This is a genomic window from Pseudomonas sp. RT4P38 (assembly GCF_054897765.1).
The window spans coordinates 5552016-5568215 of the sequence record NZ_CM142703.1 but is presented as its reverse complement, the minus strand read 5'-3'; the positions used below and the strand labels follow the sequence as shown (position 1 = coordinate 5568215).

Sequence of the window (16200 nt, the reverse complement as noted above, 5' to 3'; positions counted from 1 at the left end):
GAACTCACCAAAGGACTATAACAATGGCTCTCAGTAAAGAAGTGCCGGAGTTTGACATCGACGATGAGGTTCTCCTGATGGAGACCGGCATCGGTACGGATTCGATGTCGAATGATGAAGGGGCTGCTCCACCTTCCGTTCGTGCCAAATCCAAAAACTCCGCCTCGTTAAAGCAACACAAGTACATTGACTACACGCGTGCACTCGATGCCACGCAGCTGTACCTCAATGAGATTGGCTTTTCCCCTCTGCTGTCCCCCGAAGAAGAAGTTCATTTTGCGCGCTTGTCGCAAAGTGGAGATCCGGCTGGGCGCAAACGCATGATTGAAAGCAACCTGCGGCTGGTGGTGAAAATCGCCCGGCGTTACGTCAATCGTGGTCTGTCGCTGCTGGACCTGATCGAAGAGGGCAACCTCGGTCTTATCCGGGCAGTAGAGAAGTTCGACCCCGAACGTGGCTTCCGCTTTTCGACCTACGCGACCTGGTGGATTCGTCAGACCATCGAGCGCGCGATCATGAATCAGACCCGGACCATCCGGTTGCCGATTCATGTGGTCAAAGAGCTCAACGTGTACCTGCGGGCTGCACGGGAGCTGACTCAAAAACTCGATCACGAACCCTCACCCGAAGAAATCGCCAACCTGTTGGAAAAACCAGTGGGAGAGGTCAAGCGCATGCTCGGCCTGAACGAGCGGGTTTCTTCGGTCGACGTCTCGCTGGGTCCGGATTCGGATAAAACCCTGCTGGACACCCTTACCGATGACCGTCCAACCGATCCATGTGAACTGTTGCAGGATGACGACCTGTCCCAGAGCATCGATCAATGGCTCTCGGAGCTGACCGACAAGCAACGTGAAGTGGTGATACGCCGCTTCGGCCTGCGCGGTCACGAGAGCAGCACGCTTGAAGATGTAGGCCTGGAGATTGGCCTGACCCGGGAGCGGGTCAGACAGATTCAGGTTGAAGGCCTGAAGCGTCTTCGGGAGATTCTCGAGAAGAATGGCCTGTCGAGCGAGTCGCTGTTTCAATAAGTAATTTTGCTGGCTGGCATTAGGAAGCCCCGACTGGTTCGGGGTTTTTTATTGGTGCGCCCAGCATGGGCGCAATCTTGTGGGTGAAAGTCCCACCTTGTGCGGGGCGCCGCAAGGCGGCCCGCTGTCGCCGTTACTGGCGAACGTGCTGCTGGATGAAGTGGATCGGGAGCTTGAGCATCGAGGTCATTGCTTTGTGCGCTATGCCGATGACGCGAATGTGTATGTTCGCAGTCGCAAGGCAGGGCAGCGGTTGAGCGTCAACGAGAGCAAGAGTGCGGTGGCGAGTGCGTTTGGCCGTAAGTTTCTGGGGTATGCCTTTTGGTCCTGCCAAGGCGAAACCAAACGAGCCGTCTCATTTAAAGCGCAGAAGCGGTTCAAGCAGCGGATACGCGAATGCACCCGACGCTCAGGCGGTCGTAGCATGCAGCAAGTCGTAAACGGCTTGCGGCCTTACCTGTTGGGTTGGAAAGCTTACTTTGGGTTGTCGCAAGTCCCGAGAATCTGGCGAGAGCTGGATGAATGGATACGACATCGACTGCGAGCCATCCAACTCAAACACTGGAAGCGTGGAACGACGATCTACAGAGAGTTACGAGCACTGGGTGCACGCGAAGAAAGCGCACGCAGAGTTGCGGGAAACTCGCGCAGCTGGTGGCGTAACAGTCGTATGGAAATGAACCGCGTGCTTGATATTGCGTGGTTCGACAGCCTGGGACTACCACGCCTCTCCTGACCTCAATCTCTCGAACCTCCCGGTGCGGACCCGCATGCCGGGTGGTGTGGCAGGGGTACGGTCTATGAAGACCGTCCCCTATGCCGATCCTGAGAGAAAGGTTGTGAGTTCCCTCTCTAATCGCCTCTGTTTTGTAGTCTCTCGCTGTAAGTGTTTGCTTACTCTTTCGTAAGTGTTCGCTAACTCCATGAGTAGCAGTCGTATATATTCTTACGTGAGAAAAGATTAACTTGTTGATTTATATGATTATATTTTTAGATGAACAACGTATGACAGGCAGTTTTAACTATCCGGGGCAATTGCTCTTGGTAGGGAACTCTCTAGTATCTGAACTGTGTCGACGGACAGACACGCCCTTCAAGGATGAGGGGAAAGGATATCGCAGGAAGCGATTCATCAGGACGATGAAAAGGAACACAGGGAATAGGGAAAAAATGTGGGCGGGTCATACCGCCCCTTTTTTTGCCTGCAGAAAAGCAAAAAGGCCCACAAGGGGCCTTTTCGAGAACGCGGGGGTAATCAGCGTTCGAGGTCTTTGATCTTGCCTTTGACGCCATCCCACTCTTCGGCATCGGGCAACGATTCTTTCTTCTCGGTGATGTTGGGCCAGATTTCCGCCAGCTCAACGTTCAGCTGAATAAATTGTTGCATGTCTTCCGGGACTTCATCTTCGGAGAAGATGGCCACGGCTGGGCATTCTGGTTCGCACAGTGCGCAGTCGATGCACTCATCCGGGTGAATCACCAGGAAGTTCGGGCCTTCGTAAAAGCAGTCCACCGGACACACTTCTACGCAGTCGGTGTACTTGCACTTGATGCAGTTGTCGGTGACGACGAAGGTCATTTCTAATTTTCTCCTCAGGCGGCGGCAGCGGAGCCCCTTCACGTTGGGGTCGCCAGGTTTGGGAGCGATAGTCTGCTGGTCAGGCTATAAGCCAGCAGCATCCCAAACCGCGCGAGATTCTAACAGCTTGCAGGCAAGTGCGTTAGATCCGTGTCTTTAGTGTATAGAGCATTTCGAGCGCGCGACGCGGTGTCATGTCGTCCAGATCAAGTTTGGCCAGATCATCCAGCACCGGATGCGGCAGGCTGGCGAACATGTCGCTCTGCTGCGGCGCGTCCGGTTTGCCTTTGGCAGTCTTGGGAGCTTCATGAGGCAGGGCGGTCGCTTCCAGCCGGCCCAGGTGTTCGCGAGCGCGCACGATCACTTCGCTCGGCACACCGGCCAACTGCGCAACCGCAAGGCCGTAGCTCTGGCTGGCAGGCCCTGGCAGCACGTGGTGCAGGAACACGATGCGTTCGTTGTGCTCAGTGGCATTGAGGTGCACGTTCGCCACCAGCGGTTGGGCTTCCGGCAACACGGTCAACTCGAAGTAGTGGGTAGCGAACAGCGTATAAGCCCGCAGATGCGCAAGGCGTTCGGCCGCGGCCCACGCCAGGGACAGTCCGTCAAAGGTGCTGGTGCCACGACCGACTTCGTCCATCAGCACCAGGCTGCGCTCGGTGGCGTTGTGCAAAATATTCGCGGTTTCGCTCATTTCGACCATGAAGGTCGAGCGCCCGCCGGCCAGGTCATCGCTGGAACCGATCCGGGTAAAGATCCGGTCTACCAGAGACAACTCGCAACTGGCTGCCGGTACGAAGCTGCCGATGTGGGCCAGCAACACGATCAGAGCAGTCTGGCGCATGTAGGTGGATTTACCGCCCATGTTCGGACCGGTGATCACCAGCATGCGGGTGTTGTCGTCGAGGCTCAGGTCGTTGGCCACGAACGGCGTGGTCAGCACTTGCTCGACCACCGGGTGACGACCCTGGCTGATGCGCATGCACGGCTCACTGACGAAGCGCGGGCAGTTCAAATCGAGGTTCAGCGCACGTTCGGCAAGGTTGCTCAGCACGTCCAACTCGGCCAGTGCCGCGGCGGTGTCCTGCAGCGGTGGCAACTGGGCGATCAAATCTTCGAGCAGTGCTTCGTAGAGCATCTTCTCGCGCGCCAGGGCGCGGCTCTTCGCCGACAGCGCCTTGTCTTCGAACGCCTTCAGTTCCGGCGTAATGAAGCGCTCGGCACCTTTCAACGTCTGGCGACGGATATAGTCTGCCGGTGCCGATTCGGCCTGCTTGCTCGGCAACTCGATGAAGTAGCCATGAATGCGGTTGTAACCGACTTTCAGGTGAGACAGGCCGGTGCGGGCCTTCTCACGGGCTTCGAGGTCGATCAAAAACTGCCCGGCGTTTTCGCTGAGCGATTGCAAATCGTCCAGTTCGGCGTCGTAACCGGTTTTCAATACACCACCGTCACGGATGACGGCCGGAGGGTTGTCGATGATGGCTTTTTCCAACAGGGCCGCCAGTTCCGGGTAGGTGCTGGTGGTCTTCGCCAGTTGAATGATGTGCGGAGCTTCCAGCTCGGTCATCGCCACTTGTAACTCAGGCAATGCACCGAGCGCATCGCGCAGGCGAGCCAGGTCACGAGGGCGGGCATTGCGCAGGCCGATCCGCGCGAGGATCCGCTCGATGTCGCCGATTTCCTTGAGCTGCGGTTGCAGTTTTTCGAAGCGGTAACCGTCGAGCAGGCAGGTGATCGAGGTCTGGCGCGCCAGCAATACGGTCAGATCCCGCAGCGGACGGTTCAGCCAGCGGGTCAGCAGGCGGCTGCCCATGGCGGTCTGGCAGCGGTCGACCACCGATTGCAACGTGTTGTCGCGACCGCCAGCCAGGTTAGTGTCCAGTTCCAGGTTGCGACGGCTCGCGCCGTCCAGCACAACTGTGTCGTCCAGACGTTCATGCCGCAGGCTGCGCAAATGTGGCAGGGCAGTGCGCTGGGTTTCTTTGGCGTAGCTGAGCAGGCAGCCCGCGGCGCCGATGGCCAGGGTCAGGTTCTCGCAGCCGAAACCTTTTAGGTCCTGGGTGGAAAACTGCTGGCAAAGACTTTTCAGCGCCGAATCACGTTCGAAATCCCACGGCGCACGGCGACGAACCCCACGACGTTTCTCCGCCGGTAAATCCTTCGGCCAGTCATCCGGGATCATCAGTTCCACTGGATTGACCCGCTCCAGTTCTGCCAGCAGATTCTCCCAGCCCTTGATTTCCAGCACGGTAAAGTTGCCGCTGGTGATGTCCAGCACGGCGAGACCGAACAGGCGCTCGTCACCCAGCACCGCCGCGATCAGGTTATCCCGACGCTCATCCAGCAGCGCTTCATCACTGACCGTACCGGGCGTGATGATTCGCACCACCTGACGATCCACCGGCCCTTTGCTCGTGGCCGGGTCACCGACCTGCTCACAGATCACCACCGACTCGCCGAGCTTGACCAGTTTCGCCAGGTAGCCTTCCGCGGCGTGGTAAGGAATCCCACACATCGGAATCGCCTGTCCAGCCGACTGTCCACGGGCGGTCAGGGTGATGTCCAGCAACTTGGCGGCTTTCTTCGCGTCTTCATAGAAGATCTCGTAGAAATCGCCCATTCGGTAGAACATCAGCTGATCAGGGTGCTGGTTCTTCAGGCGCCAGTACTGTTGCATCATTGGCGTGTGCGAGGACAGATCGGAGAGTGCTTTATTCATCGGATAATCAGGCAAATTCGTTGAAAGGTGTAGGGCAAAGGAGGGGCATCGGCCCGGCTTTTCCGCGATGGGCGCAAGGTTAACATGGGCGGTCCACCCGACGCAGGCATGAAAGCCCCGCCATGCATTTCTTCTGTCTATGCACCACTCATGCGCTATCTATGCAGTTTGGCAATTGTTTTGCGCAAAAAGATCAAGCACTATGCGCGTTATGCAAAAACGCAATGTTTCTACCGTCTTAAGAGCACTGCTCGATCAGCACGGGATCTCCCCCACGGAGCTTCACCGGCGCACCGGCGTGCCTCAATCCACTCTCTCCCGGATCCTCAGCGGGAAGATCGTCGATCCCTCGGATAAACACATCTCGAAGATCGCCGAGTACTTCGCCGTGAGCACCGACCAGTTGCGGGGCCGTGCGGATGTCGCGCCGGCAGCCAACACCGGGCGCGATCAATTGCATTCGGAACTCAAGGACATAAGTCTGTGGGACGACGATACGCCCGTCGATGATGACGAGGTATCCGTCCCCTTTCTTCGCGAGGTTGAATTGGCTGCAGGATCAGGAAGATTCGTCATCGAAGAGAGCGAGCGCTCTAGCCTGCGCTTTGGCAAGCGGAGTCTGCGCCACAACGGCGTTCAGTTCGATCAGGCCAAATGCGTGACAGTGCGCGGCAACAGTATGTTGCCGGTACTGCGCGACGGCGCCACGGTCGGCGTGAATGCCGGCAAGTGCGGGATCGGCGATATCGTGGATGGCGACCTTTACGCCATTAACCACAACGGGCAGCTGCGGGTGAAACAGCTTTATCGCCTGCCTACCGGGATACGCCTGCGCAGCTTCAATCGCGATGAACACCCGGACGAGGACTACACCTTTCAGGAAATCCAGGAAGAGCAGATTGTCATCCTCGGTCACGTCTTCTGGTGGGGCATGTACGCCCGTTAACCTCAACGCTGTCAGATAAAACCCGCCACCGAGCGGTTTTTTTTTCGCCTGACGAAAGCTACCAACGGCCATTGCTTACGGGTTTCAATGCATTAACGCATTAGTTTCGTCTAAATAAATGCAGATATGCATTGACTGTATATGCATCCATGCATATTCTTTGTCTCAAGCCGCTCAACAAAGCAGCCCGAAACGAAGCTCTTTAGTTCCACAAAAAAAGGCAAGAGACACCGTTTGAAAGATGCATACGCATCATTCATCAATCACCCCCAGGAGGTGTGACATGACAATCGAGCAACAGGCGTTGCTGGACATGCCGATCTGGCTGGTCATGGTTCTCGCCCTGGTGGGTGGGGTGTCTGGCGAAATGTGGCGCGCCGACAAGGAAGGCGCTCGCGGCTGGTCATTGCTGCGACGTCTGGCCTTGCGATCCGGGGCCTGCGTGGTCTGCGGGGGCTCGGTCATCATGCTGCTGTATGCCGCCGGCGTGTCGATCTGGACGGCTTGCGCGTTCGGTTGCCTCACGGCGATGGCAGGGGCGGACGTTGCCATTGGTCTTTATGAGCGCTGGGCAGCCAAGCGGATTGGCGTTTGCGAAGTGCCGTCGCGAGATACCGGCCAGGATCACTGAACACAAAGTCCAATGGATTGGCGAACAGCGGTGCCGACCGGCATCCGACCTGCAAGGATGCGGGTTTTTCATGGGTAGTAACTTTCAGGACTCTCGTCGGTTTCAGGGGGCATCATGACCATTACACGACAACAGCTACAGAACGTTATGCCGAATGCCCGCACCCAAGTGGGCGTTTTCATTTCCGCTCTCAACACCGCCATGGCGGACTACAGCATCAATACGCCCAAACGCATCGCCGCCTTCCTGGCACAAGTCGGTCATGAGTCCGGGCAATTGCAGTATTCGCGCGAACTGGGCAGCGAGCAGTATGTGAGCAAATACGATACCGGAGCGCTGGCCGCTCGTTTGGGTAATACGTCAGAGCCCGACGGTGACGGTCAACAATTTCGCGGCCGTGGCCTTATCCAGGTCACTGGTCGCAACAACTACCGACAGTGCAGCTTGGCGCTATTTGGCGATGAGCGACTTCTGAATCAACCCGAGTTACTCGAAAAGCCGCAGTGGGCAGCCGAATCAGCTGCCTGGTTCTGGAAGCAAAACGGCCTCAACGAACTGGCCGACCGTGACCAGTTCAACCGCATCACCCGTCGGATCAATGGCGGTCTGAACGGGCTGCAAGACCGTCTGCAGCTCTGGGCACGGGCGAGGGCGGAGTTATGCCAGCCTTTGGTTTGACTCCAGCGTCTTACCGAGCGAAAGGTGTTGTTGTATTGCTGGTTGTGTTGGTTGGTGGCCCGGTGTTGCTGTCTTGGCGCTTCGCTAACATTTTGATCGATCCTGCGCCTTGCAAGCGTTATCCGCTCGTGTACGGTAGTTCTCATTCCGCTTGCTCAGGAGATGACCGTGAAAGAAATCACCCAACTGGCCGCTGAACTTGGCAGGCGTTTGCAGGTTCTCAATGCCCACGTCACTGCCGCCGAGTCCTGTACCGGCGGCGGGATCAGCGAGGCGATCACCCGGATTCCGGGCAGCTCAGCGTGGTTCGAGGCCGGTTATGTCACCTACTCCAACCGCCAGAAAACCCAGCAATTGAATGTCCCGGTCGATTTGTTTTCTACCGTGGGGGCGGTCAGTCGCGAGGTGGTCGAGGCCATGGTCCGAGGCGCGCAGGAAAAATGCCAGGCGCGTTTTGCCGTGGCGGTCAGCGGTGTGGCGGGGCCGGATGGCGGTTCGCCGAGCAAGCCGGTGGGCACCGTGTGGCTGGCCTGGGGCGTTGGCGAGCAACTGTTCAGCGAGGTGCAGCACTTTCCCGGTAGTCGTGACGAGGTCCGCCGACAAACGGTGAAGGCCGCGCTAGAGGGCCTGCTGCGCCATGCCGCTGGAGAAATCTCAAATCAGGGGTAGGCGATCCTGAAACGCTGTGGAATAATACTGGCTACTTATACAGGTGTTGGCCGTCAGGCCTTATTGATTACGTGAGGACTTTAATGGACGACAACAAGAAGAAAGCCTTGGCTGCGGCCCTGGGTCAGATCGAACGTCAATTCGGCAAGGGTGCCGTAATGCGTATGGGCGATCAGGACCGTCAGGCGATCCCGGCTATCTCCACTGGCTCTCTGGGTCTGGACATCGCGCTCGGCATTGGCGGTCTGCCAAAAGGCCGTATCGTTGAAATCTACGGTCCCGAATCCTCCGGTAAAACCACGCTGACACTGTCGGTGATCGCCCAGGCTCAAAAAGCTGGCGCGACCTGCGCATTCGTCGACGCCGAACACGCCCTCGACCCTGAATATGCCGGCAAACTGGGCGTCAATGTCGACGACCTGCTGGTTTCGCAGCCGGACACCGGCGAGCAAGCCCTGGAAATCACCGACATGCTGGTGCGTTCCAACGCGGTTGACGTGATCATTGTCGACTCCGTGGCCGCTCTGGTTCCAAAAGCTGAAATCGAAGGCGAAATGGGTGACATGCACGTGGGCCTGCAAGCCCGTCTGATGTCCCAGGCGCTGCGTAAAATCACCGGTAACATCAAGAACGCCAACTGCCTGGTTATCTTCATCAACCAGATCCGTATGAAAATCGGCGTGATGTTCGGCAGTCCGGAAACCACCACCGGTGGTAACGCGCTGAAGTTCTACGCTTCGGTTCGTCTGGACATCCGTCGTACCGGCGCGGTGAAAGAAGGTGATGAAGTTGTTGGTAGCGAAACCCGCGTCAAGGTTGTGAAGAACAAGGTCGCTTCGCCGTTCCGTCAGGCCGAGTTCCAGATTCTTTACGGCAAGGGTATCTACCTCAATGGCGAGATGATCGACCTCGGCGTGCTGCACGGTTTCGTTGAGAAGTCCGGTGCCTGGTATGCCTACGAAGGCACCAAGATCGGTCAGGGCAAGGCCAACTCGGCCAAGTTCCTGGCAGACAACCCGGAAATCGCCAAGAAACTTGAGAAGCAGCTGCGCGACAAGTTGCTGACTCCAGCACCGGACGTCAAAGCATCGCCAGTCAAAGAGACTGCTGATGACCTGGCTGACGCTGATATCTGATTGATCCGATGACCGCCGTACTCGATACACTCGTCGCGGTGCGGCGAACCGCAATGGACCTGCTCGCGAGACGCGAGCACGGTCGAGTCGAGTTGACGCGTAAACTGCGTCAACGCGGCGCCCTCCCTGAAATGATCGACACGGCACTCGACCGTTTGACGGAAGAAGGTCTGCTGTCCGAGTCCCGTTATCTTGAAAGCTTTGTGTCTTACCGTGCCCGCTCCGGTTATGGCCCTTTGCGAATTCGTGAAGAGTTGAGCCAGCGCGGCCTGCAACGTACCGACATCGAGCTCGCTTTGCGCGAGAGCGGTATCAACTGGCAGGAACAACTGGAGGACACCTGGCGGCGAAAGTTTTCCGGGCATTTACCGATAGACGTCCGGGAGCGTGCCAAACAGGGCAGGTTCCTGAGTTATCGGGGATATTCCATGGAAATGATCAGCCGCTTGTTCAGCGGCCGAGGGATGGACGATTGACTGAAACGGCTCGCTATTTCGATAGCGGGCCGTTTTTTTTGCCTACGTAACCTTGGACGGTTCCCGCGTGCGCTGTTGCTCCTGGGGTTTGGACTGCGCCCAGTTTTCCGACAGGTTGATGTAATCCACCAGTTCCCGCAGACGACCATGATCACGCGCATTGAAGGTGAAGGCTAGTCGCGCCAGGTGGCTGAACTGCGGTTCGTCGTGTTCCTCACCGCTGTAGGCATGTTGATGGAAATGATCGCTCAGACACAGGTCGGCAAATGCCTCCTGCATGTGTTCGAGCGCCTGGTCGCTTAGTTTGTGATTCATGCGAATCACGAACTGATGCTTGAGCCAGCGGCTGGAGTGGAAGTTGCCGTAGAACTGGTTGATCTGCTCCACAGCCTCTTCCGCGCTATAGACCAGGCTCACGAGCTTCATATCGGTCGGCAGGATGTAGCGATTTTCCTCCAGTTGATGGTGAATGAAGTCCAACGCACCTTGCCAGAACTTGCCGCCGGGAGCGTCCAGCAGTATCACGGGCACTAGCGGGCTTTTACCGGTCTGGATCAGAGTCAGCACTTCCAGGGCTTCATCCAGGGTACCGAAACCGCCAGGGCACAGGACGAGCGCATCGGCTTCCTTGACGAAGAACAGCTTGCGGGTAAAGAAGAAGTGAAAAGGTAGCAGGTTGGTGGTGCCATTCACGGTGGGATTGGCATGCTGCTCGAAGGGCAGGGTGATATTGAATCCCAGGCTGTGTGCCAGGCCGGCACCTTCGTGAGCCGCCGCCATGATGCCGCCACCGGCACCGGTGATAACCATCAGGTCTGAGCGCGCCAGTGCGGCGCCAAGCTCCCGGGCCAGACCGTATAAAGGATGTTCTATCGGTGTTCGGGCCGAGCCAAAAACGGTGACCTTGCGGCGCCCCCTGAACTGTTCCAGCGCACGGAAGGCATGTTCCAGTTCGCGTAGGGCTTGCAAGGTGATCTTGGCATTCCAGCGGTTGTGATCTTCCTGGGCCATGCGTAGCACGGTCAGGATCATGTCGCGGTAGATCGGGATGTTCGGGCTGTTGGGTGAAACCAGGTTGAGTTGCTCTTCGACCTTGCTGATGAGGTCGTGGCCGCTTTCTTCAAAATGACGGCTCAGGAGGTCATTCGGTTGGTAAGGCATCAACTTCTCCTTCCGTACAGGCTCTGTTTTTCCCTTGGATGAAGGAAACATTCGCACAACAAGACGTGTAATGGGCGGCCCCCTTCCTGCCCTGAAAAGTGAACGTGAACACTATGAATCTAGACCCTCGCAGAGATTTTCGCTGACTTGATCATTGCGCCGTAAAACCTTTCCTGGCAACCGCTTATTGGCGATTTGCAAGGTGCTTTCACCGCTCGTCTGACCGCAGTCCGCGTGTGCGATAGTCTGATTTACTAAATGACAGGTATGACACGACAACTTTGCGTCAAAGGCAGGGCGCACGGTACAAGCGGTTCAAGGATTTTATCGCTCAAGCATGGGCGAGGTGCAAGGAGGCGGGAAGCGATGGCCAGAGTCATTCTGGAGATCGATACGCAACTGTATCGATTACTGAAGTCATCGGCCGAGACCAATCATGTGAGTCTCGAAGAGGAGTGCTGCCGGCGTCTGGAGGGGGCCGACCGGCGTTCACGTTACTTGCAGGCGCTGGTGGCAGAACTGCGCGCCGAGGATGAACAGCGGCGCGCCAATTCCCATTGATTACTTCTTCTTGGCCGGAGCCGCTTTTGGGCAATCCGATTCCTGATAGCTGGCGGAGCCGACTGAGCGGTTGGTCTTCACCTCAGTGAAGTCGTAACGCATGACCGCGCCCTTGGCCATCAGCTTGCGGAACGATGGGTTGTTGCACACAGAAGCGCCCAGCTGGAAATACACGGCTTTCGGGTCGGCACGCATCTTGTTGGCGTGGCTGCTTTGTACGCTCAGATGATTGATCAGCGTGTTGCCTTCGACGGTGTATCCCTGATCAAGAATGTCTTCGTTGATCGCCCGTGGAGTGCCAGCACTGCTTTGTGTGGCGACGTTTCGCAGCTCTCTGTTGAGATTCTGCTCACTCAAGGAAGCAGCTTGAGCGCTGAAGGACGACGCCAGCAAAATGGCAGCGGTGGGGACGATAAGGCGCAGCATGAAACTCTCCTGGTTCAGTGACTGGTGGTTCGACCCGTCACATGACTGTGCGTTCAGTGGCGGCGAATTATAGGGGACGAGGCCTGGACGGTACAGGCTTGCGCCGGCTGCTCTGATAAACTGCCGCCACTTTCTGTCTTGCCGAGTGTTTTTCGTGTCGATTTTCTTCCCCAGCCGGCGTTGCCTGCGATGAGCCCTGCAACCCCACGCTTTGCTGCAAACGCAGTAGCCCGCTTGCGCGATGAGCGAGAGGAAGAGGGTATCAAGCCGATTCAGGCCCGAGGCTGGAGGGCGCCGCGTTGCCGAGCCTGCCGCGTGATCGAGAGCCACTGTCTGTGCGCCTGGCGCCCGCAGGTCGAGGCCCGCTCTGGCGTGTGCCTGATCATGACCAACAAGGAAGTGTTCAAGCCGAGCAACACCGGTTGGCTGATCGCCGACGTGGTGCGCGACAACCATGCATTTATCTGGTCACGCACGGAAACTGATCCGCAGTTGCTGGCGTTGCTGGCCGACCCGCAATGGCAACCGTATCTGGTCTTTCCAGGTGAATACGTCGAGCCTGAGCGAGTGACGAACACCGTCGAAGCCGATAGCACCAAGCGACCACTGTTCATTCTGCTCGACGCGACCTGGACCGAAGCCCGGAAGATTTTCCGCAAGAGCCCGTATTTTGATGCGTTGCCGATCCTGAGCCTGTTGCCCGAGAAGCTGTCGCGGTACCGGTTGCGCAGGTCGACCCGCAGCGAGCATTTGTGCACGGCCGAGGTGGCGGCGCTGTGTCTCGATCTTGCGGGCGATACCGAGGCGGCGTCGGCGCTGGACGCTTATTTCGACGTGTTCAGCCAACATTACCTCGACGCCAAACATCAGCTTGAAATGAACGTTTCAACGCCGGCACATGCTGAGCTGATGCCCTTCGTTGAGAACGCAGCGCCTGCCCCGAGCTGAGAGTCGCCCATACTGCAAGGAACGGGACAGGCCATGCACCTTGACCACCCCGGCTTCGCTGGGCATGCTTGGCGCCGATTAGGGCGCGGCCGAAGTTTGATACGCCGTATTCTTTGCGTGAATAGCCACGTTATTGGCGTTGAACGTGCCCTGTTGGTGCAGCTCCGTGGCTGCACCTCGAGTTGTTTGAAAAACAGGATCATTTGAAAAATGGCCACATACGAAATCCTGATTGCCGATGACCACCCTCTTTTTCGTAGCGCCCTGCATCAAGCGTTGACTCTGGGACTGGGCCCCGAAGTCCGTCTGGTGGAAGTAGCGAGCATTGCCGAGTTGGAAACCCGTCTGGACGAGAAGTCCGACTGGGATTTAGTGCTGCTGGACCTGAACATGCCGGGGGCCTACGGTTTTTCTGGGTTGGTGCTGCTGCGCGGTCAGTATCCGCAGATTCCGGTGGTCATGGTATCGGCCCAGGAAGAGGCTTCGATTATGGTGAAGTCCCGTGAGTTCGGCGCCAGCGGCTTCATCCCCAAGTCCAGTGATCTGAGCGTCATCCAGAAAGCCGTACGCGCGGTGCTCGATGGTGATGTGTTCTGGCCGCCCCAGGCGTTCGAGGCGGTCAGCGTTTCCGCCGAAGCCAAGGCCGCCAGCGAAGGCCTTGCGAGCCTCACGCCCCAGCAGTTTCGTGTCCTGACCATGGTCTGTGAAGGTTTGCTGAATAAGCAGATAGCCTACGAACTGAGCGTTTCCGAAGCGACGATCAAAGCCCACGTGACAGCGATTTTTCGCAAGCTGAATGTGCGGACCCGGACTCAGGCGGCGTTGCTCCTGCAACAACTTGAGTCAATTTCGAACCACTAAGGCGCTGCATGTTCACGCTTTTTTGACTTTGCTTAATCTAGCTTTCCCACTTCCTTCTTGGTCAGTTGCCTACTTTATGTCACCTTTCAAAGGCCAAACCGGCCTAAAACGCATCCTTAACGCCTCCGGTTATTCCCTGGATGGCCTGCGCGCAGCCTTCACCGGCGAAGCGGCCTTTCGGCAACTGGTGTTGCTCAACGTCATATTGGTCCCGCTGTCGTTCTTCCTGAATGTCAGCCGCGTCGAACAGGCGTTGCTGATTGCAGTCTGCCTGTTGGCGTTGATCGTCGAATTGCTCAATTCGGCAGTGGAAGCGGCCATCGACCGCATTTCCCTTGAATTGCATCCTCTGTCCAAGAATGCGAAAGACATGGGCAGCGCCGCTCAATTCGTGGCGTTGAGCATGATTGCGCTGGTGTGGGCGGTGATTCTGCTTTAAGCGATGGTGGGCAGCACAATCTCGTCGCTGCGCTGAACCCCGGCGGTGAAGGCGCGGCACAGGTCGAGAAATTCACGCATTGCTGATGTCTGATATTTCTGTTTGTGCCAGATGAAATAGAATTGCCGCGCCAGATCCAGATCCGGCGTCTCCACGGGCACCAGGCTGCCACGGCGAAATGCATCGCGCAGTGCCAGGCGAGAAATGCAACCAATCCCCAACCCGGACTCCACAGCACGCTTGATCGCTTCGGTGTGTTCCAGTTCCAGTCGGATATTCAGCGAGCTGCGATGGTGACGCATGGCCTGGTCAAAGGTCAGTCGCGTGCCAGAACCCTGTTCACGCAGAATCCAGGCTTCGTGGGTCAGCTCTTCCATAGTCGCCGCGCCGCGTTTGGCCAGTGGATGCTGGGGCGCGCAGAACACCACCAGCTCATCCTCGACCCAGCTCTGCACTTCGATGTCCGGATGGCTGCAGTCGCCTTCGATTAGACCCAGATCAATTTCATAGTGGGCAACCTGCTGCACAATGTTGGCAGTGTTCTGCACGTGCAGCTTCACCTGGCTTTCCGGATGGCGCTGCATGAAGCTGCCGATCAGCAAGGTGGCCAGGTAATTGCCGATGGTCAGGGTGGCGCCGACCGCCAGAGAGCCGAATCCCGACTTGCCATTGAGCAAGTCTTCAATTTCTTTGGACTGATCAAGCAACGCCACCGCTTGCGGCAGCAGCTGTTTGCCGAGGGCGTTGAGGCTCAGCCGTTTGCCGGCGCGGTCGAACAGCTGACAGCTGGACTGACGCTCCAGTTCGGTGATTGAGGTGCTCGCCGCCGACTGCGAGAGGTTGAGCAGACCCGCGGCACGGGACACGCTTTCCTGCTGGGCGACGGCGACGAATACTTGAAGTTGACGGAGAGTAAATCGCATATCTATATAACCGATAACCCTTATCTTAATAATCCAGTTAACAGATATTGTGGCTGCCATTAGAATGCGATGCAATTGTGCGCATCAGCTCATTTTTCGCTGAGCAGGCGCAGAGCATGCGCAGACAAAATCTCAGGAGTCCCACGTACATGAGCAACATGAACCACGAGCGTGTCCTCAGTGTTCATCACTGGAACGACACTCTGTTCAGCTTCAAGTGCACCCGCGATCCGGGCCTGCGCTTCGAGAACGGTCAGTTCGTGATGATCGGCCTGCAACAGCCCAGCGGCCGGCCGCTCATGCGCGCTTACTCGATTGCCAGCCCGAACTGGGAAGAGCATCTCGAGTTCTTCAGTATCAAGGTGCCTGATGGTCCGTTGACTTCCCAGCTGCAGCATCTGAAGGAAGGCGACGAGATCATCATCAGCAAAAAGCCTACCGGCACGTTGGTGCTGGATGACTTGAAGCCTGGCAAACATTTGTACCTGCTCAGCACCGGTACCGGTCTGGCGCCATTCATGAGCGTCATCCAGGACCCGGAAACCTACGAGCGTTTCGAAAAAGTGATCCTGTGCCACGGCGTGCGTTACGTCAACGAAGTCGCTTACCGCGAATTCATCACCGAGCACTTGCCGCAGAATGAGTTCTTCGGCGAGGCCCTGAGTGACAAGTTGATCTACTACCCGACCGTGACCCGCGAGCCGTTCGAGAACGAAGGTCGCCTGACCGACCTGATGCGCAGCGGCAAGCTGTTCAGCGACATCGGCCTGCCACCGATCAACCCGCAGGACGACCGCGCCATGCTGTGCGGCAGCCCGAGCATGCTCGACGAGACCAGCGAAGTGTTGAACAGCTTCGGCCTGAAAGTTTCGCCGCGGATGCGCGAGCCGGGTGATTACCTGATCGAGCGTGCGTTCGTCGAGAAGTAAGCAAACCGTATCACTTAAAAACCCCCATTGCCTTAGCAGGCAATGGGGGTTTTTTATGCCGGATACAATCTCTGTAGGAGCCTG

The 16200-nt window shown here is 57.4% G+C and carries 18 protein-coding genes; 13 read left to right on the top strand and 5 right to left on the bottom strand.

Translation table 11 applies throughout. The features are described from left to right. Nucleotides 1-23: 23 nt before the first annotated feature. Together rpoS and ACYZT7_RS25875 are read left to right on the top strand one after the other, a co-directional pair. On the top strand, nt 24-1031 hold the full coding sequence (gene rpoS / locus ACYZT7_RS25880; RefSeq protein WP_449644935.1) for an RNA polymerase sigma factor RpoS: 1008 nt from the start codon (nt 24-26) through the stop codon (nt 1029-1031). Between the two features lie 13 nt (nt 1032-1044). Further along, nucleotides 1045-1767, top strand: a complete 723-nt coding sequence (locus tag ACYZT7_RS25875) for a group II intron maturase-specific domain-containing protein (RefSeq protein WP_462041865.1) — start codon at nt 1045-1047, stop codon at nt 1765-1767. Nucleotides 1768-2286: 519 nt separating this feature from the next. Here the strand turns inward: ACYZT7_RS25875 and fdxA are convergent. Next, nucleotides 2287-2610, bottom strand: a complete 324-nt coding sequence (fdxA, locus tag ACYZT7_RS25870) for a ferredoxin FdxA (protein WP_008154011.1) — start codon at nt 2608-2610, stop codon at nt 2287-2289. 142 nt (nt 2611-2752) lie between these two features. Then, nucleotides 2753-5332: a DNA mismatch repair protein MutS gene (gene mutS / locus ACYZT7_RS25865; protein WP_462038740.1), complete on the bottom strand. Its 2580-nt coding sequence runs from the start codon at nt 5330-5332 to the stop codon at nt 2753-2755. A 211-nt stretch (nt 5333-5543) separates the two neighbouring features. Here mutS and ACYZT7_RS25860 point away from each other — a divergent pair, with 211 nt between their 5' ends. The 6 genes from ACYZT7_RS25860 to recX all read left to right on the top strand — a co-directional run bounded on the left by ACYZT7_RS25860 (nt 5544) and on the right by recX (nt 9868). Then, nucleotides 5544-6278, top strand: a complete 735-nt coding sequence (locus ACYZT7_RS25860; RefSeq protein WP_282377059.1) for a LexA family transcriptional regulator — start codon at nt 5544-5546, stop codon at nt 6276-6278. 283 nt (nt 6279-6561) lie between these two features. Next, nucleotides 6562-6909 carry a phage holin family protein gene (locus ACYZT7_RS25855; protein WP_462038739.1) on the top strand — a complete coding sequence of 116 codons (348 nt, stop codon included), beginning with the start codon at nt 6562-6564 and terminating at the stop codon, nt 6907-6909. Nucleotides 6910-7023: 114 nt separating this feature from the next. Further along, the gene (locus ACYZT7_RS25850; RefSeq protein WP_462038738.1) at nt 7024-7587 is read left to right on the top strand and encodes a glycoside hydrolase family 19 protein; all 564 of its coding nucleotides are present in this window, start codon (nt 7024-7026) and stop codon (nt 7585-7587) included. Between the two features lie 168 nt (nt 7588-7755). Then, complete coding sequence (locus tag ACYZT7_RS25845; protein ID WP_462038737.1) at nt 7756-8256, top strand: CinA family protein; 501 nt, start codon at nt 7756-7758, stop codon at nt 8254-8256. A gap of 83 nt (nt 8257-8339) precedes the next feature. Next, entirely contained in the window at nt 8340-9392 is a 1053-nt protein-coding gene (recA, locus tag ACYZT7_RS25840) for a recombinase RecA (RefSeq protein WP_150709927.1), read from the top strand. A gap of 8 nt (nt 9393-9400) precedes the next feature. Further along, the gene (recX, locus tag ACYZT7_RS25835; protein WP_462038736.1) at nt 9401-9868 is read left to right on the top strand and encodes a recombination regulator RecX; all 468 of its coding nucleotides are present in this window, start codon (nt 9401-9403) and stop codon (nt 9866-9868) included. A 42-nt stretch (nt 9869-9910) separates the two neighbouring features. Here the strand turns inward: recX and ACYZT7_RS25830 are convergent, their stop codons facing one another. Further along, on the bottom strand, nt 9911-11029 hold the full coding sequence (locus ACYZT7_RS25830; RefSeq protein WP_462038735.1) for an LOG family protein: 1119 nt from the start codon (nt 11027-11029) through the stop codon (nt 9911-9913). 366 nt (nt 11030-11395) lie between these two features. On the opposite strand from ACYZT7_RS25830, the gene ACYZT7_RS25825 reads away from it, so the two are divergent. Next, complete coding sequence (locus tag ACYZT7_RS25825) at nt 11396-11590, top strand: hypothetical protein (RefSeq protein ID WP_449644957.1); 195 nt, start codon at nt 11396-11398, stop codon at nt 11588-11590. Here the strand turns inward: ACYZT7_RS25825 and ACYZT7_RS25820 are convergent, their stop codons facing one another. Then, nucleotides 11591-12016 (bottom strand): PA3611 family quorum-sensing-regulated virulence factor, encoded by a 426-nt coding sequence (locus tag ACYZT7_RS25820; protein WP_462038734.1) that lies wholly within the window; start codon nt 12014-12016, stop codon nt 11591-11593. Between the two features lie 189 nt (nt 12017-12205). Here ACYZT7_RS25820 and ACYZT7_RS25815 point away from each other — a divergent pair, with 189 nt between their 5' ends. The 3 genes from ACYZT7_RS25815 (at nt 12206) to ACYZT7_RS25805 (ending at nt 14264) form a co-directional block, all read left to right on the top strand. Continuing rightward, the gene (locus tag ACYZT7_RS25815; protein WP_462038733.1) at nt 12206-12964 is read left to right on the top strand and encodes a tRNA-uridine aminocarboxypropyltransferase; all 759 of its coding nucleotides are present in this window, start codon (nt 12206-12208) and stop codon (nt 12962-12964) included. Between the two features lie 210 nt (nt 12965-13174). Continuing rightward, a complete protein-coding gene (gene erdR, locus ACYZT7_RS25810; protein WP_282376915.1) occupies nt 13175-13825 on the top strand; it encodes a response regulator transcription factor ErdR in 651 nt (216 codons plus the stop codon). Between the two features lie 76 nt (nt 13826-13901). Then, nucleotides 13902-14264 (top strand): diacylglycerol kinase, encoded by a 363-nt coding sequence (locus ACYZT7_RS25805; RefSeq protein WP_282376914.1) that lies wholly within the window; start codon nt 13902-13904, stop codon nt 14262-14264. Here ACYZT7_RS25805 and ACYZT7_RS25800 read toward each other — a convergent pair. Further along, nucleotides 14261-15187 (bottom strand): LysR family transcriptional regulator, encoded by a 927-nt coding sequence (locus ACYZT7_RS25800; protein WP_462038732.1) that lies wholly within the window; start codon nt 15185-15187, stop codon nt 14261-14263. The genes ACYZT7_RS25805 and ACYZT7_RS25800 overlap by 4 nt on opposite strands. Nucleotides 15188-15336: 149 nt before the next feature. On the opposite strand from ACYZT7_RS25800, the gene fpr reads away from it, so the two are divergent. After that, on the top strand, nt 15337-16116 hold the full coding sequence (gene fpr, locus ACYZT7_RS25795; RefSeq protein WP_462038731.1) for a ferredoxin-NADP reductase: 780 nt from the start codon (nt 15337-15339) through the stop codon (nt 16114-16116). The last annotated feature ends 84 nt before the right edge of the window (nt 16117-16200 follow it).